The following is a 22,058-nucleotide window of genomic DNA, read 5'->3' on the forward strand; positions in this document are numbered from 1 at the left end:
GGATTTAAAATGAGAACAGTATTATTTACTTTAATAAGTCTTGTTTTTTTTACTGCTTGTATGCCTATTAAATATAAAAACTCTTTTGATACTTTAGAGTTAAAGACACAAAATGAGCTTTCAACTCTTGGACTTTGCACAAGAGACTCATATATAAAAACTATAAATGATAGTAAATATAAGAAGCTATTCATTGAATATATTTCTTTAAACAATTCATGCACTTGGAATGGTCTTCCAAGAGGTCATTTTATTTATCAATTTAAGAAGCATTTTAATATTACAAGTATGAAAAAAATTCAAAGATTTGATTATGATAATTATGAGTTTACAAGTTATTTAATTGATGACAAATATTACATTGATTTAATATATAAGTTTGGCTTTAAAGAAGATCTATTTATCTTAGATTATGAAGGTTTTTATTTTCAAGAGTTAATACAGAAGTATGATAACTCTTATGTTAATAAAAATATAAATAAAAAAAGATTTCAAAAAGAGTATTTTAAAAGCTTAGTTAAGATGAATATAGTAGAAAACTATTTTGAAAAAATATATTTGAAAGATGAATTATAGTGAAAAAGCTAGATTTGTTTATCGTAATATATTGTATTGTAATTGTTTTATCTGTTATGTATGCAACACAACCACTTCAACCATTGCTTGCAAAAGAGTTTGACATTTCAGTTGTAAAAGCTTCACAGTTTACAGCTATAATCATGCTTTTTTTAGCAATATCACCGATTGTTTATGGATATGTTTTAGAAAAGGTTTGTGCAAAAAAGATGCTTATGTATTCATCAGCTATCTTGCTAGTAACAAATATTTTCTTAGGTTTAAGTACAAGATATGAAACTTTTTTATTCTTTAGATTTTGTGAAGCTTTAGTGGTACCTGCTATTTTAACTGCACTTATGAGTATCTTAGCTAATATTGATAAAGAAAATATCAAATATAATATGGCTATTTATGTAGCTGCAACTGTACTTGGAGGAATGATTGGAAGAATATTCTCAGGAGCAATTGCCACAAGTTTTTCTTATGAATATGTTTTTTATTCTTTATCTTTAGCAATTTTTATTTCACTATTTTTTATTAAAAAACTAAAGTATGAAGGAGATGCAAGTTTATCAAAACCTAAGGTAAGTGATATTACAAATATTTTAAAAGATAAGAGATTTGTTTTAGTTTACTTATTAATGTTTTGTGTTTTTTTTGTATTTGCAGGGATATTAAATGTACTACCATTTAGAGTAAAAGATATAAGTAGCTCAATTAATGAGTTTCAAATTAGTCTTTTATATTTAGGTTATGGTATGGGAATTTTAGTTTCACTTTTTTCAAAAAAAATTGTAAAACTTTTCAAAACAGAACTGAATACAATTTTAGTTGGATTAGCTATATTTACAATAATAAACTTTTTTCTTGTTAGCAAAAGTGTAGTGTTCTTGTTTATAATGTTATTCATCTTTTGTATTGGTATGTTTACAGTACATACTATGAGTACAGGTTTAGCAAACTCTATGAAAAGTGAGCAAAAATCACTTACTTCTGGGATGTATCTTACTTTTTACTATTTAGGTGGAGCAATGGGGTCATTTTTACCATCGATAATTTATGAACATTTTGGATGGGATATTATGGTTTATACATTTATCTGTATTCTCTTTTTTATGTTTATATTAGTGTATAAAAATAAAAAGTTATTTGATTAAAAGGATTTATATGTCAAATTTAAGTAGTAAATCAATCTATATCTTAGGAATATCAATTTTCTTAGGTTTAAGCTCACTTGGGTATTTTTTAGTAAAGGGTGTGAAAACTTATAAACAATTTGATAGAAGTGTAACTGTAAAAGGTTTATCACAAAAAGAGTTTAAGGCAAATATAGTTTTATGGCCTATAAAATTTGCAGTTGCTAGTAATGATTTAAATGATTTAAATAAACAAATTGAAAGTAATACAAAAACAATAATAGAGTTTTTAAAAGAACATAAAATTATGGAAGATGAATGGACAATACCAGCACCTTGAATAAATGATAAGTTAGCAAATAGTTACTCAAATGAAAATATGAGATTCAGATATAGTGCAAATCAAACTATTAATGTTTACTCTAAAAATGTTGAGTTAGTAAGAAGTGCTATTTTAAATATTTCATCTTTAAACAAAAAAGGTATTTTATTTAGAGTAAATGATTATGATTCAAAAGCTCAATATTTTTTTACAAATTTAAATGAAGTAAAACCAATTATGATAGAAGAAGCCACAAGAAAAGCTAGAGAAGTTGCTTTGAAGTTTGCTAAGGATTCAAATAGTAAGCTAGGTAAAATTAAAAAAGCAAGACAAGGTCAGTTTTCTATTTCAAGTAGGGATCAAAATACTCAACATATCAAGAAAGTTAGAGTTGTTTCAACAGTTGAATACTATTTAGATGATTAAGAGGATTAAAATCCTCTTAATGTAACTCCTAGAAATATAGCAATAATTCCTAGAATAATATTTAATGGAATAAAGTATTTAGCTATTGGTTCTAACTGCTGTTTTGCTGCAGGTAAATTACCACTTTCAAAAGCCTTTGATGCTTTGTTTCTTTTTATATATATAGTAATAAAAACTACAGTCATTATAGTCCAAATCACTTCCTTTGCAATTACTACATTATATAAAGGTGTACCTTTAAAGCCTAATGCTATTATCATAATAATCGCTGTTAATAAAAGTAAAACAATTGCAGGAATAACCATATTAAAAAATCTTCTAAGACTCTCTAATGTTCTTCCTAGTTTTATCTTTGGGTCTGTAATATCTTGCATTGAGTAGTGAACGGCAAATCTAATTGCTAACATTCCACCTACCCATAATACAGCAGAGATTACATGTAGAAAAACTATAATTGATGAATAGTTATCAAATAGTTCACTCACTTTGTAATCCTATAAGTTTGCTTTTGCATAATCTAAAGCAGCTTTTTTAGCATCTTCAATTTTAGATACATCTTTTCCACCAGCTTGTGCGAAGTCAGGTCTTCCACCACCTCCACCACCAACGATTGGTGCAATATTTTTGATCCAATCACCAGCTTTAATAGATGTGTTTTTGCTTCCTGCAACAATCATAACTTTTTCACCTTTTGGTTGAATAAGTAGAGCTGCTAGTTTTTCATTTGCATTTTTCATATCATCAATTAGTTTTTTAATATCACCATTTTTAACAATATCAACTACAACTTTAACATCACCAATCATTTCTTCAGCTATAGGAGTTGCACTTGCACTTTGTGCCTCTTCAATTTCTTTTTTAAGCTCTTTGATTTGATCTTTTAGTTTTTTGATACCAGTAATAGCATCTTGGTTTTTAACTTCAGTTTGAACCTCTTGGTATTTTTTCATAAATGATTTTGCATATGAAATAGCAGACATTCCACATACAGCTTCAATTCTTCTAACACCTGCACTTACACCTGATTCTTTAGTAATATAAAAAGAACCAATGTCATGTGTATTTCTTACGTGTGTTCCTCCACAGAACTCAACAGATATATCACCAAATTCAACAACTCTTACTACATCACCATATTTTTCACCAAACATAGCAATAGCACCTTTTTTCTTAGCATCTTCAATAGCTAACTCTTCAACACTTCCAACAATTCCTCTTGAAATCATAGAGTTTACTAAATCTTCTACTTCTTCAATTTGTTCTTGTGTCATTGCTTTTGGATACGTAAAGTCAAATCTTAATCTAGAAGAATCATTTAAAGAACCTGCTTGTGCAACTGTGTCACCTAAAACCATCTTTAAAGCACTTTGTAAAAGGTGAGTAGCACTATGATGTTTTGCAACTTCATATCTATTTACTACAACAGCTTTAACTTCTTCATCTTTACTAATGTCAGAATTTTCTACTTTTACTTTTGAAAGATTTAATCCATGGAATTTTTGTGTATCTTCAATAATCGCAATATGCTCATTATCTTCTAATGCACCAATATCACCTGCTTGTCCACCAGAAGTAGCATAGAATGGAGTTTTATCTAACATAACCCATCCAGATTCACCTTTTTTAAGAGATGTAACTTCTTTGAAGTTTTCATCTAAAAGTGAAAGAATTTTACTTCTATAGTTTGTATTTTCATATCCTACGAACTCATTTTCACCATATTGCTCAAGTAAAGCTTTAAAGTCACCTGAAGTAGCAGCATCTCCACTACCTTTCCAAGCAGCTTTTGCTTTTGCTTTTTGTTCTGCCATTAGGGAATCAAATTTTTCAATATCAACTTTGATATTTTTATCTCTTAACATATCTTCTGTTAAGTCTAAAGGGAAACCTTTTTCATCATAAAGTTTAAATGCAATCTCACCAGAGAATATATCTTTTGTGTTCTCTAATTCTTCTTCAAATAAAGCCATACCTGATTCAATTGTTTTAAAGAATCTAGCTTCTTCTAGAGTTAATTGCTCTTTTATATAATCTTTTTGATCAATTAAGTCACTATAGTGTGTACCCATCATATCACATAAAGTATCATATACTTGTGCTAAGAAAGGTTTTCTAAATCCAAGTAAGTAACCATGTCTTACAGCTCTTCTCATAATCCTTCTATTTACATAAGGTCTTCCCTCATTTCCAAATAAAATACCTTGAGATAACATAAATGAGTTTGCTCTTAAGTGGTCAGAAATTACTCTGTAAGAACCTATATTTTCGTCATTAATTTTATTAATTGCAAGTTCTTCAATTTTTTTGATAATTGGCTGGAAGTTTGAAGAATCAAAGTTATTAAGAACACCTTCTTTAATAGCAATAACTCTTTCAAGTCCCATACCTGTATCAATTGAAGGTTTTGGTAATGGATTTAATTTCCCACTTGTATCTCTTTCATACTGCATAAATACAAGGTTCCAGATTTCAAGGAATCTATCTCCTTCTCCACCTAAATAATCTTCATCACTATTAAAATGCTCTTCACCTTGGTCATAGAAAATTTCAGAACAAGGACCACAAGCACCAGTATCTCCCATAGACCAGAAGTTATCTTTATCGCCGAATCTTTTGATTCTAGAAGCATCAATATGTTTTTGCCATAATTCATAAGCTTCATCATCACTATCATGAATAGTAACCCATAATTTATCAATTGGAAGTGCTAGGTTTTTTGTTACAAATTCCCAAGCATAAGCAATTGCTTTTTCTTTGAAGTAATCACCAAATGAGAAGTTTCCTAACATTTCAAATAGTGTATGGTGTCTTGCAGTATAACCTACATTTTCTAAGTCATTATGTTTACCACCAGCTCTAACACATAACTGACAAGATGTAGCAGTTGGGTTAGATGGAGTTGGAACATCACCTGTAAAAATATCTTTAAACTGCACCATTCCAGCATTTGTAAACATCAATGTTGGATCATCTGGCACTAAAGGCATAGATGAAACTACCTCATGGCCTTTATTTTTAAAAAACTCTAAATACTCTTTTCTTATATCCATAAAACTATCCATTTTTATTAAAATAGAGTTATTTTATCTAAAAAGAGATTTAGGCTAGATTATAAAAGAAATTTTAAGTTAAGCTAGGCTAAAATTAATAAGTTTTATTTATAAAATGTTTTGATAAAGAGAACTAAAAACTAATAATAAGGAAATTAAAATGGGTAAATATATTGAATTAACTCCTGCAAATTTTGAAGAAGTTACAAAAAGTGGTGTTTCACTAGTAGATTTCTGGGCTCCATGGTGTGGACCTTGTAGAATGATTGCTCCAGTTATTGAAGAGTTAGCTGAAGAATTTGAAGGAAAAGCAAACATTTGTAAAGTAAATACAGATGAAGAGCAAGACTTAGCTGTAAAATACGGAATTAGATCTATTCCTACTATTATCTTCATGAAAGATGGTGAAGTAGTTGATCAAATGGTTGGAGCTTCTTCTAAACAAGCATTTGCTGACAAAATTAACTCATTATTATAATCGTAATAAAAATACAAACAATTATTAAGAAAGGTAAGACATTTTAGTCTTACCTTTTTTTATGTCCTGTTTAAGCTAGATATTATTTATTAAATGATAAAATTTTTCCTATAAAATAAAAAAGGACAAATTATGAGTAAATATATAGAGCTAAATAATGATAATTTTGAAGAAACAACAAAAGAAGGTATAGCCTTAGTAGACTTTTGGGCACCATGGTGTGGACCGTGTAGAATGCTTGCACCTGTTATTGATGAATTAGCGCAAGAGTTTGATGGAAAAGCAAAAATCTGTAAAGTTAATTCTGATGAAGAACAAGACTTAGCCGTTAAATTTGGTGTAAGATCTATTCCTACAATCATTTTTATGAAAGATGGAGAAGTTGTAGATACTATGATTGGTGCATCTTCTAAACAAGCATTTGTTGATAAATTAAATTCATTAATCTAATTAAATCAAAATACTAAATTTTATAAATACTAACAATTATTAAAAAACTAAGAGTAAATCTCTTAGTTTTCTTATTTTTTTCTAAAAACACTTAAATGTCATATTAAGGTCACTTTTCTTTTCTAATATTTCAATATAAGAAATAAAAAGGAGATGTCATGCTTCAAAGTCAAACTTTTAAAATAGCATTACCAATTATTGTTGCAATTATTATTGCAATAATGCCAACGCCAGAAGGTTTAAGTGTTAACGCACAATACTTCTTTGCAGTATTTTTAGGTGTAATAGTAGCACTTATTTTAGAGCCAATTCCAGCCGCCTTAATAGGTTTAATTGGAGTTTCATTTAGTGCCGCTTTCGGATTAGTAGGTGAGACTGCTAAAGCCAATAGAGATTGGGCTTTAAGTGGTTTTTCAAATGGGGTTATTTGGTTAATTTTTGCAGCATTTATGTTTGCACTTGGTTACAAAAAATCAGGACTTGGAAAAAGAATTGCTTTACTTTTAGTAAAAGCCTTAGGTAAAACTTCACTTGGTCTAGGATATGCAGTTGCTTTTGCAGATGGTATTTTATCACCATTTATGCCATCAAACACAGCAAGAAGTGCAGGGACTATTTTCCCAATTGCTATTAATATTCCACAAATGTTTAATTCTACTCCTGAAAATGAGCCAAGAAAATTAGGGGCATATATTTCATGGGTAGCAATTGCTGCAACTTGTGTTACAAGTTCTATGTTTTTAACAGCATTAGCACCAAACTTATTAGCTGTGTCATTAGTTGAAAAAAATGCAGGTATTTTAATTTCATGGGGTGAATGGTTCAGTACACTTGCTTTAATTATGATACCACTGTTTTTACTAGTACCATATATTACATATTTAGTATATCCACCTGAACAAAAAACTTCACCAGAAGCTCCTACATGGGCAGCAAAAGAATTAGATGCAATGGGTCCTATAACTAAAAAAGAGTTAATAATGTTAGGTCTTGGAGTTTTAGCTTTAGTTATGTGGATTTTTGGAAAATCAATTGGTATAAATGGAACAGTAGCTGCATTAGTTGTTTTATGTTTACTTGTTTTAACAAAAGTTATTGATTGGGAAGATGTTATTACAAATAAAGCTGCAATTAATGTATTTATTTGGTTTGCAACACTAGTTGCAATGGCAAGTGGTCTTAAAAAAGTTGGATATTTAAAATGGGCAGCAGGTTTAATATCAAGTTGGTTAGCAGGTGTTGACCCTGTGAATATTGTGATAATACTTGTAGTATTATTCTTCTTATTCCATTATCTATTTGCAAGTGTTACAGCTCACGTAGTTGCACTTTTACCACTTTTCCTAGGAATTGGAATGAATTTAATTCCAGCAGAAATGGTACCATCATTAGCAATACTTTTAGTTGGTTCACTTGGACTTATGGGAATTATTACTCCATATGCAACTGGGCCTTCACCTATTTGGTATGGTGCTGGATATATTTCACAAGCTACATGGTGGAAACTAGGAGCAATATTTGGAGCACTATTCTTAGCTTCATTAGTTCTTTTAGGCTTCATTATTCTTTAAATAAAATAGCACCAATAAAGGTGCTATTTTTATAAAACTTACTATAATAAGTTTATGAAAAAAACTCTATTTTTACTTTTAATTTTCACAACTTTTCTTTTCTCAGATTCAATAAATAAAAATATCTTGATAATAAACTCTTATCACAAAGGCTATAAGTGGAGTGATGATATTGTAAAATCAATTGAAAAAGTTTTTTATAAACACACTAACTTAGATATAAATGTTCTATATATGGATTCAAAAAAAATTACTTCAAAAGAGTATAGTAAGAACTTGAAAAATCTTTATAAGGTTCAGTTAAAACATAGAAAGTATGACTTAGTTATTACTATTGATAGATTTGCATATGATTTTATCCTTGATTCCTATGATGAACTTTTCATAAATACAAAAATCTTTACAGTAGGAATAGAAAACTTTTCACAAGAAAAGCTTATAGAAAAGGCTTTAGAAAATAAAGTTTGGGCTTTACTTGAAAAAAGAGATTTAAAAGCTAATATAAAATTAGTTGAAAAGATTATTCCAAGTATCAAAAACCTATATATTATAAATGATAAAAGCATAAATGCTACACATACAGAGCCTTTGATAAAGGAGCTATTTGTAGACTTTACAGGACGATATAATCTTATTTATTTGAAAGAAGATAATCTAAGTAGTTTGAAACACAGATTTTCCAAGCCTGAGAATAATAGTGCAGTTTTGTTTATAAGGTTTTATAAAAATAGTGATGGCACGCTAAATAAGAACTATGAAATCTCAAAATTTATAAATGATTCTAAGGTTCCTATTTTTATTACAGATTCAGTATTTAAATATAGTGGCGTAATTGGTGGAAAGATAGTAGATTTAGAAAAATTTGGTACTCAATCAGGTCTTATGGCTTTAGATATTTTAAATAATAAAGAGTTAAAAAAAGTTAATGTGTTTGATGATTTCGCATATATTTTTGACTCTAAAAAGCTAGATGAATTTACTATTGCAATAGCTCAGATTAATGACGAATACGAACTGGTAAACAAAAGATTAACTTTTTTTGATAAACATCGTGGTTTTATAAATTTTGTTTTTATAATATCTCCAATTTTGATATTTTTGATTTTAGGTTTAATTCATAATATTTATATGAGAGTTAATACGCAAAAAAAATTAAGACAAAGAATAGATTTTGATGAAGTATTGTTAAATGCCATTGAAAGTCCAATTTTTTGGCAAGATGAAAAGGGAAGAATATTAGATTCAAATATGATGTTTTGTAATATTATAAATGTTGAAAAAAGTCATATTTACAATAAAAGATTAGATGAGTTTAGTGACAATAGAAGTGTGAAAATAGTTCAAAAAGCTTTGTTGAAATATAAAAAGAATTCAAAAAAACACTCTTCTTTTAAATTAAAAGTTACCAGTATTGATGAAAAAATTTATTTTATTAAACAAACTACTTATTGTGATAGTAAGACTAAAAAAACAGGTACTGTAACTATTCTTACAGATATTACAAAAGAGAAAAAAGCTGAACTTGAAAGACAAAAAAACCAGCAGTTTATAATTCAGCAATCAAAACTTGCTGAAATTGGTGAAATCTTCTCTTCTATTGCTCATCAATGGAAATCTCCTTTAGTTGAAATAACAACAATTGCTCAAGAGAGCTTTTACTCTTCATCAACACAAAAAAGTGAAGATGAATCTTATGTAAAAGATATTATGACACAAGTTGAATACATGAATAAAACAATAAATGACTTTCAAAATTTTATGGTTCCTTCAAATAAAAAAACTATTTTTGATGTAAGTTTAGCCATTGATGAGCTTTTAAAAATAGTAAATCATAATATAAAATATAACTATATTAATCTTGAATTTAATTATGACAAAAACATAAATTTAAATGTATTGGGTTTTAGAAATGAGTTTATGCAAGCTATTTTGAATATAATAAACAATGCAAAAGATGAATTGATAAAAAAAGATTTTAATGATAGATTTATTAAAATTAATATTTTAAATGAAGGTAAAAATTTAAAAATTCAAATTTTAGATAATGCAGGTGGAATTAAAAAAACAGCTTTAAAAAAGATATTTAAAGCTTATTTTTCTACAAAAAAAGAAGGACATGGGATAGGTCTTTATATGGCAAAAATGATTATTGAAGATAAAATGAATGGAGAATTACAAGCAAGTAATGCAAATGATGGAGCATTGTTTGAGATTATTTTGGAGTATGTAGAGTGAAAATTTTAGTACTAGAAGATAATGAAAGATTGCTTAACTTAATAAGAAACTCTCTTAAAAAAGAGTCTTATTATGTGGATACCTTTATTGATGGACAAAAAGCACTTGAAAATCTTGATAATGGTTACTCATGTTTCATTTTAGATATAAATGTTCCTAATATTGATGGGATTTCACTTTTAGAGTTATTACGAGTTAATCATAAAGATACTCCTGTGATTATAATCAGTTCAAATCATGATTTTGAAAAAATTCAAAAGTCTTATGACCTAGGTTGTGATGATTATATAAAAAAACCTTTTTATATTTTTGAGCTTATCCAAAAAGTAAAGAAACTTTGTAGAGTTGAAAAAATGTTTTTACAGTTTAATGATAATCTTAAATATGATTTTAAAAATAGAATCATGTATAAAAACAATGAAGAAATTGAACTTACTAAAAAAGAGATTTTATTTTTAGAACTATTTTCTAAAAATCTTCATCATATAGCAAATTATGAAGAGATTTATGAGTATGTATGGGAAGGTGAAGATACGAATTTAACTAATATTAGAGCTATGATAAAAAGATTAAGAAAAAAGCTTTCTAATGAGTCAATTATAAGTGTTAAGGGACTAGGATATAGCTTAAATAAAGAGACTAAATTAGTATAAAAGCCTAAGCTTTTATAACTTTTTTCTTATCAAAATATCTTTTTGTCTCGGAACTTACTACTTTTGAAAGAATTAATAAACCAATTAAGTTTGGAATAGCCATAAGACCATTTGCTAAGTCTGAGAAATTCCAAACAAGTCTAAGCTGGGAAACACATCCTACATATATGATAGCAATAAAAAAGATTCTGTAGTAGAATATTTTTTTATCCCCTAATATATACTCAAATGCTCTCTCTCCATAGTACGACCAACCAAGTATTGTGGAGTATCCAAAAAGAATAGTTGCAAATACTATAACTAAAGCTCCCCAATCACCTAAGAAGTATTCAAAACTTTTTAGTGTTAGTTCACCAGCATTTCCACCTTGAGTCCAAATAGGTGCCATTAAAATGATTAAAGCTGTCATTGTACAAACAATTAATGTATCTATAAAAGTTTGAGTCATAGAAATTAATGCTTGTTTTACCGGATCACTAGTTTTAGCAGCAGCTGCTGCTATTGGAGCTGAACCAAGTCCAGATTCATTTGAAAAAACTCCCCTTGCAATACCATATCTAATGGCTGCTGCAATAGCTGCACCCGCAAATCCACCTGTTGCTGCAATTGGATTAAAGGCATAGTAAAAAATCATTCCTAAGGCATCACTTACTTTATCAATATTACTTGCAATAATTATTAGTGCTGTAAATAAATATATTGCAATCATAAATGGTATCAAATATGTGGTTACCTTACCAATAGTTTTTATACCTCCTAAGATAACAAAAGCAGTAATCATTAGTAAAACAATTCCTGTTACTTCAAAAGAAATACCAAACTGTGTATTTAATGCATTTGCAACAGCATTTGCTTGTGCCATATTACCTATACCAAAAGAGGCAATTACAGTAAAAAACGCAAATGCCATAGCAAGTTTTGGCATATTTGCACCCTTGAAAATATAGTACATAGGACCACCTTTGTAGCCATTTATACCTTTTTCTCTATATTTTACTGCTAGAATTGCTTCTGAGTATTTAGTTGCCATACCAACTAATCCTGTAACCCACATCCAAAAAACAGCCCCAGGTCCTCCCATATTAATAGCAGTTGCAACTCCCACAATATTTCCTATACCAACTGTTGCAGCAAGAGCTGTCATAAGTGCAGCAAAGTTTGTAATATCACCTTTATTTGAATTCTCTTTTTCAAAAATTAGCTTAAATGCATGCCCTAATGCCCAAAATTGCATACCTTTTAATTTTATTGTTAAATAAAGACCAGTTCCAACTAATAAAATTAACATAGGTGGTCCCCAAACTAAAGATGCAGTTGATGAGATTATTGTGTTTAAATTATCCATATATTTCCTTTAATTATGAAATAATAGCATAAAAGTTATAAAGTAAAAATTGATGACTTTAAGTTGATATTTATTATTAAACGATAAAATTTCTCCATTAAGTTTTTTCTTTTGATTAAACTATAACTTACATAGTTTTTAGTATTATACTGTTTTAATAAATACTATGAACTATAATAAATATAAATGAAACAAATAAAAGGATACTAATATGTTAGATTTAGCAATCATTGGTGGTGGACCTGCTGGTTTAACTGCTGGGCTTTATGCTACAAGAGGCGGTTTAAATAATGTTGTTATGTTCGAGATGGGAATGCCAGGTGGACAAATCACTGGTTCTTCTGAGATTGAGAACTACCCAGGTCAAGGTGAAGTAATGACTGGTATGGAACTAATGCAAAACTGGCCAGAACAGTGTCAAAAATTTGGTTTAAAACATGAAATGAATCAAATTACAAGTGTTGTTAAAGAAAATGATATTTTCAAATTAACAGCAGTTGATGGTAAAGAATATGAAGCTAAAACTGTATTAATGGCTACAGGTTCAGTTCCAAGAAGAGCTGGTTTTGAAGGTGAAGATAAATTCTTCGGTCAAGGTATTTCAACTTGTGCTACTTGTGATGGATTCTTCTATAAAGGTAAAGAAGTTGCAGTAGTTGGTGGTGGAGATACAGCTTTAGAAGAAGCAGTATATTTAGCAAAACTTTGTTCAAAAGTTTATTTAGTTCATAGAAGAGATACATATAGAGCAGCTCCTTCTACAATTGAGCATATGAAAAACACTGAAAATATCGAAGAAGTTACAAATGTAACTGTTGAAGAAGTATTTGGTGATAACACAGGTGTTCTTGGATTAAAAGTAAAATCTAAAGAATCAGGTGAAATTAGAGACTTACCAACACCAGGTGTTTTTGTATTTGTTGGTAGAGATGTTTTAAATGACCCTATCAAAAATGAAGATGGATCTTTCCTTTGTGATGTAAATGAGCAAGGTGAAGTTATTGTAAATCTAAAGATGGAAACATCAACACCAGGTTTATACGCAGCAGGTGACATTAGAATTGATGCAGCAAAACAAGTTGTTTGTGCTTCAGGTGATGGAGCAACAGCAGCTGTAAATATTATTGAATATATAGGATAAGGAAGCTAAAAAAGATGATTAAAGTAGGTATTTTAGGAAGTACAGGTAGAGTTGGTTCATTGCTAATTGATGATTTAGCTAATGACGAGCAAGCAAGAGTAGGTGCAGTACATGTTTTTGATAAATTAAAAAAGCCAGTACCTGAAGATACAGTAGTTACAAATGACTTTGCAGTTTTATTTGAAAACTCTGATGTAATTATTGACTTTTCTGCTCCAAGCGCAACAGAAGCTTTACTTACAGAGGTAGTAGAAAATGGTGCTAGAAAACCATTAGTTATTGCTACAACTGGATTTAACAAGCATCAACAAAATTTATTGTTAGAAGCTAGTAAATTAGTACCAGTATTATATGCTACTAATATGAGTTTAGGTGTTGCAGTTTTAAATAAACTTGTACACTTAGCTTCAAAAACACTTGCCGATTTTGATATTGAGATTGTTGAACAACACCATAGACATAAAGTTGATTCACCATCTGGAACAGCATTAACATTAGCAGAACATGCAGCTGATGCTAGAGATTTAAATTTAGATGATGTAAGAGTTTCTGGAAGAGATGGAAATATTGGGGCTAGAACAAAAGATGAAATCGCTGTTATGGCATTAAGAGGTGGTGATATTGTAGGAAGACACACTGTTGGATTATACAATGATGGTGAATTCTTAGAATTAAATCATACTGCAACTGCAAGAAATACTTTCTCGCAAGGTGCAATTAAAGTAGCAAAATGGATTATCGGAAAAGATCCAAAACTTTACTCAATTAATGACGCTTTAGGTCTATAAAATAAAACAAAAACAAAATTCAAAACTAAGAGGAAAAGACATTTACACTTTCACTTCTTCCTCTTTCCAAAGGTTAAATAAATGTGTGCAATAGTTGGAATTTACGGAAATGATAACGCAGCAAGATTAGCTTCACTAGCTTTATTCTCAATGCAGCATAGAGGTCAAGAAGCAACAGGTATTTCTTCTTCATGTAATGGAAAGATTTATACAAAAAAAGATAGAGGTTTAGTATCAGAGGTTTTTACTGATGAGGCTTTACAATATTTAAAAGGTAATATGGCTATTGGTCATAATAGATATTCTACAGCAGGTGGAGATTCTATTTTAGATGCACAACCAGTATTTGCAAAGTATAAATTAGGTGAAATATCAATTGTTCATAATGGTAATTTAATTAACAAACAAGAAGTAAGACAAGACTTAATTGACAAAGGCGCTATTTTCCAAACAGGAATGGACACAGAAAACCTTATTCATTTAATCGCTAAAAATACAAAAGATAGATTAAGAGATAGAATTAAAGAGGCTCTAACTAAAACTATTGGAGCTTATTGTTTTATTGTTCAATCAAGATCAAAACAGTTCGTAATTAGAGATAGATATGGAATTAGACCATTATCTTTAGGAAAAATTAAATCAGGTGGTTATATTGTTGCATCTGAAACATGTGCATTTGATTTAGTGGATGCAGAGTTTGTAAGAGATGTTGAACCAGGAGAAATGTTAATCTTTAGTGAAGATAAAGAAGAACCAGAATCAATTCAATTATTTGAAAGTCAATATAGACCTTGTGCTTTTGAATTTGTATACTTTGCAAGACCAGATTCAGTTATTGACGGTAAAAATGTATATAGAACAAGAGAAAACATGGGTAGAGCACTTGCTAGAAATGATGAGAAATCAGAAATAAATGTTGATATGGTTGTTCCTGTTCCAGATTCAGGAGTTCCTGCTGCACTTGGATATGCTGCACAAAGTGGAATTCCTTTTGAGTATGGAATTATTAGAAATCACTATGTTGGAAGAACATTTATTGAGCCAACACAAGAGATGAGAAACTTAAAAGTTAGAATGAAATTAAGCCCAATGAAATCACTTATTGCAGGAAAATCATTACTTGTTATTGATGATTCAGTTGTAAGAGGAACTACATCTAAAAGAATTGTAAAAATGCTAAAAGATGCTGGTGCGAAAGAAGTTCACTTTAGAGTTGCTTCTCCTGAAATAAAATTCCCTTGTTACTATGGTATTGATACACCAAATAAAGAAGAATTAATTTCAAATAATATGTCAGTTGATGAAGTATGTGAATACATTCAAGCTGATTCATTAAAATATCTTTCTATAGATGATTTAACAAATGCTATTGGAAATGATAGAAATTATGCTTTAGAGAGTTTCAATGGGGACTACTTCGTAAAAGAGTAAAATGAGTAATTTAAAAGACGTTTTAACAATAGGTAGATATTTTAAAAACAAGTTTGGAGAAAAAGTATATAAAGTTCCTATCTCAATATCAGGATTTACATGTCCTAATATTGATGGAACTGTAGCTAAAGGGGGTTGCTCTTTTTGTGAGAATGACTCTTTTTCTCCTAATCTAAAAGAGAAAAAAACTAAATTTAAACTAAACCCAAAAATTGAAGAAAATCCGTATTTAGAAAATCAACTAAAACAACTTGAAATGCAATTTACAGCAACAAGAGACAGACTACAAAATAAGTTTGGAGTAGCTAAGTTTATTGTGTATTTTCAATCTTTTACAAACACATATGCACCTTTTTCAACACTAAAAGCTTTATATGAAAAAGCCTTATCTTTTGATAATGTAATAGGCCTTAGTATTGGTACAAGAACTGATTGTGTAACAGATGAGATACTAGATTATTTAGTTGATTTATCAAAAGATAAAGAGATTTGGGTTGAGTATGGTATTCAGTCATTCTATGATGATACACTTGATGTTATTAACAGAGGTGATAGTGTTAAAAATATGAAATACTGGATTAATAGAAGTAAAGAAAAAGGATTAAATGTTTGTGGACATTTGATTTATGGACTTCCAGGCGAAAGTCAAGAGATGATGCTTGAGTCATTTAAGCAAACTGTTGAGCTTGATGTTGATTCAATTAAATTTCATCCTTTATATGTGGTAAAAAATACTTTATTAACTAATGAGTTTAGAAAAGGAAGATTTACTCCTATAACTGAAGATTTATATATAGATACAGTAGTAAAATCAATAGTTGATTTGCCAGAAAATATTTCAATTCAAAGAATAACAGCTGGAATTGATGATGATACACTTCTATCACCCAATTGGTGTAGAGATAAACACACTCAAATGAAAAAAATAAGATTAGCTTTAGAAAAAGAGGGTCTCAATTATTAAAATAAGTATTAGATTTCTAATACTTATTTCATTTTTAGAAGATAGTCAACAACATTGTCTATAAAGGCATCATGTTTTCTATCTTTTCTGTAAGCAATATATAACTTTCTAACCATTTTTTGATTATTAATTCTTGATTCATATAAAGCACCAGATTTTAAAAGTGATTCAATTGCATTTCTTGAAACAATTGAAACAGTTGGTGTTGCATTTTTATCTGAGTGTAAAACTGTTTGTACAATAGTTGTAGCACTAGTAACTTCACTAGTTACATCAAATGTATCACAATCAGGGAAATTCGCTTTGTCAAGATTCTCTTTAAAGATTGCTCTTGTATGAGAGTCAGGATTTCTACATACCCATTTGTATGACAATAAATCTTCTGCTTTTGCTCTTGAAGGAAGTTTTTGGTTAGAGAAAATTACTATTTCATCTTCCATCCATTCTCTATAAATAATATCTTCATTTGGAACATAGTTTTCAACTAATGCCATATCGATTTTTTTATCAAGTAAATCTGCAATTGCTTCATGAGAAACTGAAACATTTATTGATACTTCATTGTTAATATTTTCTTTAAGATTATTTAAAAATCTAGGTAAAATATAATTCCCTATAATAAAAGATGCTCCGAAAACAAAAGTAACATCTTTGTTCATAATTTTTAGTAGTTCTTTTTCGCCATTTGCAACACATTTTTCAATTTTAAGTGCAATAGAATATAGCATTTGACCTTCTTTTGTAAGTCTAATTCCATTTTTCTTTCTATCTACAACTTGAACATCTAAGTAGTCTTCAATATATCTCATTTGTTGTGTTACAGCAGGTTGAGAAATACCAAGTTTTGCTGAAGCTTTTGAGAAAGACTTTTCTCTAACTACTGTTAGAAATGTCTCTAGTTTAGCAAAATCTGTTAGCATTATAACCTCCGTAAAATAAATTATGATTATAATAACATTTATTTATATATAGAATAATTAAGAGAAATAGTGAATTTAATTTATATGTGGTATAATTATATATTATTGGGAGAAGAAATGTCAGAAAATCTATTATCATTACTAAACGATTCGCAAAAAGATGCAGCACAACATATTGATGGTTCACTGTTGATTTTAGCAGGAGCAGGATCTGGAAAAACAAAAACAATCACAACAAGACTAGCATACTTAATTTCAATTGGAATAGATCCAAGTTCTATTTTAACGCTTACTTTTACAAATAAAGCAGCAGCAGAGATGAGAGAAAGAGCTTTTAGTTTAATTGACCCAGCAATGATAAATACTCCACCATTATTATGTACATTCCACAAGTTTGGATTACTTTTCTTAAAATTTCATATGAGTGAACTTGATAGAAAAAACAACTTTATTATTATCGATACTGATGATAAAAAACGAATATTAAAATCAATAGAAAAAGATATAACAACATCACTTTTAGTTAGTGAAATATCAAAATATAAGAATACTTTAATCACGCCTAGTGAAGCAAAAGCAGGTGCTGAATTAAAACTTTATCAACAAATAGCTGATGTATATGAAAAATATGAAGCTTATTTAGCAAAAAACAATCTTGTTGATTTTGATGATTTAATTTTACTTCCTTATTTGATTTTAAAAAACAATGATAAATTAGCAGAAGAGATTAGTCAAAAATATCAATACATTATGGTTGATGAGTACCAAGATACAAATGAACTTCAATATAAGTTACTTAAAAAACTTTGTACATCACACAATAACCTTTGTGTTGTTGGTGATGATGATCAATCTATTTATGGCTGGAGAGGTGCTACAATTAAAAATATTCTTAATTTTAGTAAGCATTTTGAAGATACAAAAGTTGTAAAACTAGAAGAAAACTATAGATCAACAGATACAATATTAGATCATGCCAACCAGTTGATTGAGCATAATAGAGATAGACTTGGTAAAAAACTTGTAGGAACTAGACAAAAAGGTGATTCAATAAGAATTTATGAATCACATGATGAAAATGAAGAAACAAGAAAAATCATTGATGATATTAAAAAACTTTTAGATAGTGGTATTAGTGCAAAAGATGTGGCAATCTTATTTAGAGTAAATGCCCTATCAAGATCTCTTGAAGAAGGTTTCAATAGAGCTGGGCTTAACTATAAACTAGTTGGTGGTATGAAGTTCTATGAAAGAGCAGAAATTAAAGATTTAATTGCTTATTTTAGAGTACTTACAAATTCACATGATAACTTCTCATTAAAAAGAATTGTAAATAAACCAAAAAGAGGTATTGGAAAAACAACTATAGAAAAACTTGATGCCAAATCAGCAGAACTTCAAAAACCTATTTTTGAAATTATTCAAAGTTTTGATGCCGAAGAATTATCAGCAGTTGTTGGAAAGAAAAACTCAAGAACTTTGAAAGTATTTGAAGCTTCTATTATGGATTTAAAAGAACAGCTAAAAGAATCTAAGATGAAATTTTTAGATTTATTTGAGGAAGCTTTTGATTACAGAGCATCTTATGATACTGTTCCAGATGGTTTTGATAGACAAGGAAATATTGATGAGTTTTATGGTTATATTAGAGATTTCTTTATTCAAAATCCACATTTAGATTTAAAAGACTTTTTAAATGAAATCGCTTTAGAGAGTGAAAATGATGGTCTTTATAATGAAGCAGTTTCAATGATGAGTATTCATGCTTCAAAAGGTTTGGAGTTTAAACATCTATTTATTATTGGTTTTGAAGAAGGTTTCTTCCCAATTACAGGTGATGGAAGTGATATCGAAGAAGAAAGAAGATTAGGTTATGTAGCTATTACAAGAGCGATGGATAATCTTACTTTATCTTTTGCTCATTCAAGATTTTATAAAGGTAAGAGAGCATCTTTAACAAAATCTAGATTTTTAAGTGAATCAGGACTTATTAAAGGCTGTTTAACTATAGAGAAACACTCATCATTTAAAAAAGGTGATTTAGTTCAACATAAGATATTTGGTATGGGAAGAGTTCAAAAAGCTAATAAAGCTGGGAAAGATTATAAACTAACTATTAATTTTGGTGGACAAAGAAGAGATATCTTATCTTCATTTGTAGAAAAGATATAAGAGAGTTTTTAATTGCAAAAAAAGTTATATAATAAAGAGCCTTTAAATAAGTTAGTTGTTGTAAAAAAACCAATTTTTAGAAGTTCAAACTCTTATTTAAATCAGATAAAAAGAAAATATAAAAATAAAAAGGCAGGTTTTAGTGGAACACTAGACCCCTTTGCTTGTGGATGCTTAATAGTTGCCTTTGGACAATACTCTAAACTTTTTAATTATATGAGTAAAACACCTAAAACTTATAGAGCAGTTGTATGGCTTGGAGCTCAATCTGAATCCTTGGACATTGAAAATATGATTAGTATTGAAGATGAACAAAGAGTTAATCTTGAACTTATAAAAGAAGAAATATCTAAGCTTCAAGGAATACATGAATATTATCCACCAAAGTTTTCTGCTAAAAAAATAAATGGTAAAAGAGCTTATGACTTAGCAAGACAGGGTGAAGAAGTGAAGATGAAAAAATCATCTATGACTATAAGTGATACGAAGTTTATTTCTTATAATCATCCTTTTATTACTTTTGAAGCTACAGTTAGCGAGGGCTCATATATAAGAAGTCTAGCTCAGATACTACTTGAAAGACTTAATAGAAAAGGTACATTATCATATTTAGAAAGACTTAATGAAGGTAAATTCTTTTATGAAAATGAAAAAGACTTAAATCCACTTGATTATATTGATTTACCAAAAAATAAATATTCTGGTACAAAAGAATGGCTTGATACTGGGAAAAAAATATCAATAGATTATTTAGAAAATAAAAATGATGGTAAATATCTTATTGTATTTGATACGTTTTTTAGTATAATCCAAATTGAAAATAGTGAAGTTAAATACTTATTAAATAAGGTTACTTTGTAATGCAAGCTAAATCATATGCTAAAGTTAATGTATTTTTAAAAATAGCAGGAAAAAGAGATACATACCATGAACTTGTATCTAGGTTCATACGAGTTCATAGTCTGTATGACGAATTCTCTTTTGTTAAAACGAATAGGAAAGCTTTTAACATTATAGGGGATTTTGGATGTAAATTAGAATCAAATACTGTATATAAAGCATACAATTTGATAAAACACATGAAAAATGTAGAAGATTTTTTTCAAGAATATAGTGTAAAGATTGATAAAAATATCCCAGAATTTGCAGGCTTAGGTGGTGGTAGTTCTAATGCTGCTACTTTTTTGTTAATGGCAAATAAATATTGTAATTTAGGTTTATCAAAAGATGAATTATGTGATATTGCTGTAAAAATTGGTGCGGATGTTCCATTTTTTGTATATGAATATGATAGTGCTAATGTTACAGGTATTGGAGAAGTTGTTGAAATATTTGACGAAGAGCTTTTAGATATAAAAACAATTACACCAGATATAAAATGCGATACGGGTAAAATTTTTACGCATTTTAGAGAACATTTTTATAAAGAAATATGTAAAGAAGAAAAAGAAAAACTATTAAATATGAAATCAATAGATATTTTGAAAGAGTTAAATATTAGTGAAGCAAATGATTTGTACGAACCTGCAATCATGGCTGAACCACTTTTAGAAGAGTATGCAAAAAGTAATTGGTACTTTAGTGGAAGTGGAAGCTCTTTCTTTACTATAAACGAGGAAGAATAATGGCTAAAAAGAAAGAAAAAGAGAAAAATCTTGTATTTAAAAATAAAAAGGCATGGCATGATTATCATATTTTAGATACATATGAAGCTGGCGTTTCTCTTCAAGGAAGTGAAGTTAAAGCTATAAGAGATGGTAGAGTTAATCTAAAAGATACACACGTAAGAATTATTAAAGATGAAGTATTTTTATTAAATATGCATATTTCACATTTGAGTACTGCTCATACAACTTTTAGACCAAATGAAAGAAGAGATAGAAAACTTTTACTTCATAGAAAAGAAATAGAAAAGCTTCATACTAAAGTTACTAAAGATGGTATTACTATAGTTGCTTTAAAATTATACTTTAATTCTAAGAATATGGTTAAGGTACAAATAGCCACAGCGCAGGGTAAAAAACTTCATGATAAGCGTGAAGATATGAAGAGAAAAACTATGCAAAGAGAGACTCAAATGACTCTAAAAAACTGGAAGTAAAAAAACTTCCATTTAATAATTAAGCTTATCAAATAAACATTATTAATTAGAGAATATATATTTAAATATGAAAATTCATTCACCAAAACAAAATATTGTAATTTTAGATAAAAAGCAATAAAAATATTTAAGTATACAAATTGTAATACTAATATTAGTAAAAAACACATAAAAACTCTAAGAGACCCTTAAAATAGACTTTTATAGAATTATATTGCTTGACAACAATCAATATAAATATAAGTAAAATTTATAATTTTCGCTAAAAATTGAAAATAGTATTAAAATAGCAAAAGAGATAATTATTATCAATATAG

General features: G+C 28.7%; 21 protein-coding genes. 17 read left to right on the forward strand and 4 right to left on the reverse strand.

All coding sequences use genetic code 11. The features are described from left to right. Positions 1 to 9: 9 nt before the first annotated feature. From NJU99_RS01705 to NJU99_RS01720, 4 genes are read left to right on the forward strand one after another with little or no spacing between them, the layout of a single operon-like run. Positions 10 to 576 carry a hypothetical protein gene (locus NJU99_RS01705; RefSeq protein ID WP_254577006.1) on the forward strand — a complete coding sequence of 189 codons (567 nt, stop codon included), beginning with the start codon at positions 10 to 12 and terminating at the stop codon, positions 574 to 576. Further along, complete coding sequence (locus NJU99_RS01710) at positions 576 to 1,715, forward strand: MFS transporter (protein WP_254577007.1); 1,140 nt, start codon at positions 576 to 578, stop codon at positions 1,713 to 1,715. Before NJU99_RS01705 ends, NJU99_RS01710 begins: the two co-directional genes overlap by 1 nt. A gap of 10 nt (positions 1,716 to 1,725) precedes the next feature. Next, positions 1,726 to 2,034, forward strand: a complete 309-nt coding sequence (locus NJU99_RS01715; RefSeq protein WP_254577008.1) for a hypothetical protein — start codon at positions 1,726 to 1,728, stop codon at positions 2,032 to 2,034. A 39-nt stretch (positions 2,035 to 2,073) separates the two neighbouring features. Beyond that, positions 2,074 to 2,442: a hypothetical protein gene (locus NJU99_RS01720; protein WP_254577009.1), complete on the forward strand. Its 369-nt coding sequence runs from the start codon at positions 2,074 to 2,076 to the stop codon at positions 2,440 to 2,442. A gap of 5 nt (positions 2,443 to 2,447) precedes the next feature. Here NJU99_RS01720 and NJU99_RS01725 read toward each other — a convergent pair whose 3' ends face one another. Together NJU99_RS01725 and alaS are read right to left on the reverse strand one after the other, a co-directional pair. After that, positions 2,448 to 2,927, reverse strand: a complete 480-nt coding sequence (locus NJU99_RS01725) for a hypothetical protein (RefSeq protein ID WP_254577010.1) — start codon at positions 2,925 to 2,927, stop codon at positions 2,448 to 2,450. Positions 2,928 to 2,936: 9 nt separating this feature from the next. Beyond that, positions 2,937 to 5,492 carry an alanine--tRNA ligase gene (gene alaS / locus NJU99_RS01730; protein ID WP_254577011.1) on the reverse strand — a complete coding sequence of 852 codons (2,556 nt, stop codon included), beginning with the start codon at positions 5,490 to 5,492 and terminating at the stop codon, positions 2,937 to 2,939. A gap of 160 nt (positions 5,493 to 5,652) precedes the next feature. Between alaS and trxA (NJU99_RS01735) the strand changes: the two genes are divergently transcribed. The 5 genes from trxA (NJU99_RS01735) (at position 5,653) to NJU99_RS01755 (ending at position 10,879) form a co-directional block, all read left to right on the forward strand. Further along, a complete protein-coding gene (gene trxA / locus NJU99_RS01735; RefSeq protein ID WP_254577012.1) occupies positions 5,653 to 5,970 on the forward strand; it encodes a thioredoxin in 318 nt (105 codons plus the stop codon). Between the two features lie 132 nt (positions 5,971 to 6,102). Further along, positions 6,103 to 6,420, forward strand: coding sequence for a thioredoxin (gene trxA, locus NJU99_RS01740; protein ID WP_254577013.1), 318 nt, complete (start codon positions 6,103 to 6,105; stop codon positions 6,418 to 6,420). Positions 6,421 to 6,578: 158 nt separating this feature from the next. Continuing rightward, entirely contained in the window at positions 6,579 to 7,991 is a 1,413-nt protein-coding gene (locus NJU99_RS01745; protein ID WP_254577014.1) for a DASS family sodium-coupled anion symporter, read from the forward strand. A gap of 54 nt (positions 7,992 to 8,045) precedes the next feature. Further along, positions 8,046 to 10,226, forward strand: a complete 2,181-nt coding sequence (locus tag NJU99_RS01750) for an ATP-binding protein (RefSeq protein WP_254577015.1) — start codon at positions 8,046 to 8,048, stop codon at positions 10,224 to 10,226. After that, a complete protein-coding gene (locus NJU99_RS01755) occupies positions 10,223 to 10,879 on the forward strand; it encodes a response regulator transcription factor (RefSeq protein WP_254577016.1) in 657 nt (218 codons plus the stop codon). The genes NJU99_RS01750 and NJU99_RS01755 overlap by 4 nt, the downstream gene beginning before the upstream one ends. A gap of 4 nt (positions 10,880 to 10,883) precedes the next feature. On the opposite strand, the gene NJU99_RS01760 is transcribed toward NJU99_RS01755, so the two are convergent. After that, positions 10,884 to 12,224: an alanine/glycine:cation symporter family protein gene (locus tag NJU99_RS01760; RefSeq protein ID WP_254577017.1), complete on the reverse strand. Its 1,341-nt coding sequence runs from the start codon at positions 12,222 to 12,224 to the stop codon at positions 10,884 to 10,886. Positions 12,225 to 12,435: 211 nt separating this feature from the next. Here NJU99_RS01760 and trxB point away from each other — a divergent pair, with 211 nt between their 5' ends. The 4 genes from trxB (at position 12,436) to mnmL (ending at position 16,548) form a co-directional block, all read left to right on the forward strand. Beyond that, complete coding sequence (gene trxB / locus NJU99_RS01765) at positions 12,436 to 13,365, forward strand: thioredoxin-disulfide reductase (RefSeq protein WP_254577018.1); 930 nt, start codon at positions 12,436 to 12,438, stop codon at positions 13,363 to 13,365. Between the two features lie 14 nt (positions 13,366 to 13,379). Further along, positions 13,380 to 14,153 carry a 4-hydroxy-tetrahydrodipicolinate reductase gene (gene dapB / locus NJU99_RS01770; protein WP_254577019.1) on the forward strand — a complete coding sequence of 258 codons (774 nt, stop codon included), beginning with the start codon at positions 13,380 to 13,382 and terminating at the stop codon, positions 14,151 to 14,153. Between the two features lie 81 nt (positions 14,154 to 14,234). Further along, a complete protein-coding gene (gene purF / locus NJU99_RS01775) occupies positions 14,235 to 15,584 on the forward strand; it encodes an amidophosphoribosyltransferase (RefSeq protein WP_254577020.1) in 1,350 nt (449 codons plus the stop codon). 1 nt (position 15,585) lies between these two features. Beyond that, the gene (gene mnmL, locus NJU99_RS01780; protein ID WP_254577021.1) at positions 15,586 to 16,548 is read left to right on the forward strand and encodes a tRNA modification radical SAM protein MnmL/YtqA; all 963 of its coding nucleotides are present in this window, start codon (positions 15,586 to 15,588) and stop codon (positions 16,546 to 16,548) included. 23 nt (positions 16,549 to 16,571) lie between these two features. Here mnmL and NJU99_RS01785 read toward each other — a convergent pair whose 3' ends face one another. Further along, a complete protein-coding gene (locus tag NJU99_RS01785; protein ID WP_254577022.1) occupies positions 16,572 to 17,468 on the reverse strand; it encodes a LysR family transcriptional regulator in 897 nt (298 codons plus the stop codon). A gap of 117 nt (positions 17,469 to 17,585) precedes the next feature. Here NJU99_RS01785 and NJU99_RS01790 point away from each other — a divergent pair, with 117 nt between their 5' ends. From NJU99_RS01790 to smpB, 4 genes are read left to right on the forward strand one after another with little or no spacing between them, the layout of a single operon-like run. Continuing rightward, positions 17,586 to 19,640 carry an ATP-dependent helicase gene (locus NJU99_RS01790; protein ID WP_254577023.1) on the forward strand — a complete coding sequence of 685 codons (2,055 nt, stop codon included), beginning with the start codon at positions 17,586 to 17,588 and terminating at the stop codon, positions 19,638 to 19,640. Between the two features lie 12 nt (positions 19,641 to 19,652). Further along, on the forward strand, positions 19,653 to 20,501 hold the full coding sequence (truB, locus tag NJU99_RS01795; protein ID WP_254577024.1) for a tRNA pseudouridine(55) synthase TruB: 849 nt from the start codon (positions 19,653 to 19,655) through the stop codon (positions 20,499 to 20,501). Continuing rightward, a complete protein-coding gene (locus NJU99_RS01800) occupies positions 20,501 to 21,265 on the forward strand; it encodes a 4-(cytidine 5'-diphospho)-2-C-methyl-D-erythritol kinase (protein ID WP_254577025.1) in 765 nt (254 codons plus the stop codon). Before truB ends, NJU99_RS01800 begins: the two co-directional genes overlap by 1 nt. Then, the gene (gene smpB / locus NJU99_RS01805; protein ID WP_254577026.1) at positions 21,265 to 21,741 is read left to right on the forward strand and encodes an SsrA-binding protein SmpB; all 477 of its coding nucleotides are present in this window, start codon (positions 21,265 to 21,267) and stop codon (positions 21,739 to 21,741) included. Before NJU99_RS01800 ends, smpB begins: the two co-directional genes overlap by 1 nt. Positions 21,742 to 22,058: the final 317 nt, after the last annotated feature.

This window comes from Arcobacter roscoffensis (genome assembly GCF_024267655.1).
Classification (GTDB): domain Bacteria; phylum Campylobacterota; class Campylobacteria; order Campylobacterales; family Arcobacteraceae; genus Arcobacter_B; species Arcobacter_B roscoffensis.

Coding starts and splice junctions, on each gene's coding strand:
- mnmL (WP_254577021.1), top strand. CDS start 15,586: ATGAGTAATTTAAAAGACGTTTTAACAATAGGTAGATATTTTAAAAAC.
- NJU99_RS01800 (WP_254577025.1), top strand. CDS start 20,501: ATGCAAGCTAAATCATATGCTAAAGTTAATGTATTTTTAAAAATAGCA.
- smpB (WP_254577026.1), top strand. CDS start 21,265: ATGGCTAAAAAGAAAGAAAAAGAGAAAAATCTTGTATTTAAAAATAAA.
- NJU99_RS01705 (WP_254577006.1), top strand. CDS start 10: ATGAGAACAGTATTATTTACTTTAATAAGTCTTGTTTTTTTTACTGCT.
- NJU99_RS01785 (WP_254577022.1), bottom strand. CDS start 17,468: ATGCTAACAGATTTTGCTAAACTAGAGACATTTCTAACAGTAGTTAGA.
- trxA (WP_254577012.1), top strand. CDS start 5,653: ATGGGTAAATATATTGAATTAACTCCTGCAAATTTTGAAGAAGTTACA.
- trxA (WP_254577013.1), top strand. CDS start 6,103: ATGAGTAAATATATAGAGCTAAATAATGATAATTTTGAAGAAACAACA.
- NJU99_RS01745 (WP_254577014.1), top strand. CDS start 6,579: ATGCTTCAAAGTCAAACTTTTAAAATAGCATTACCAATTATTGTTGCA.
- purF (WP_254577020.1), top strand. CDS start 14,235: ATGTGTGCAATAGTTGGAATTTACGGAAATGATAACGCAGCAAGATTA.
- dapB (WP_254577019.1), top strand. CDS start 13,380: ATGATTAAAGTAGGTATTTTAGGAAGTACAGGTAGAGTTGGTTCATTG.
- NJU99_RS01715 (WP_254577008.1), top strand. CDS start 1,726: ATGTCAAATTTAAGTAGTAAATCAATCTATATCTTAGGAATATCAATT.
- NJU99_RS01760 (WP_254577017.1), bottom strand. CDS start 12,224: ATGGATAATTTAAACACAATAATCTCATCAACTGCATCTTTAGTTTGG.
- alaS (WP_254577011.1), bottom strand. CDS start 5,492: ATGGATATAAGAAAAGAGTATTTAGAGTTTTTTAAAAATAAAGGCCAT.
- NJU99_RS01790 (WP_254577023.1), top strand. CDS start 17,586: ATGTCAGAAAATCTATTATCATTACTAAACGATTCGCAAAAAGATGCA.
- trxB (WP_254577018.1), top strand. CDS start 12,436: ATGTTAGATTTAGCAATCATTGGTGGTGGACCTGCTGGTTTAACTGCT.
- NJU99_RS01720 (WP_254577009.1), top strand. CDS start 2,074: ATGAGATTCAGATATAGTGCAAATCAAACTATTAATGTTTACTCTAAA.
- NJU99_RS01750 (WP_254577015.1), top strand. CDS start 8,046: ATGAAAAAAACTCTATTTTTACTTTTAATTTTCACAACTTTTCTTTTC.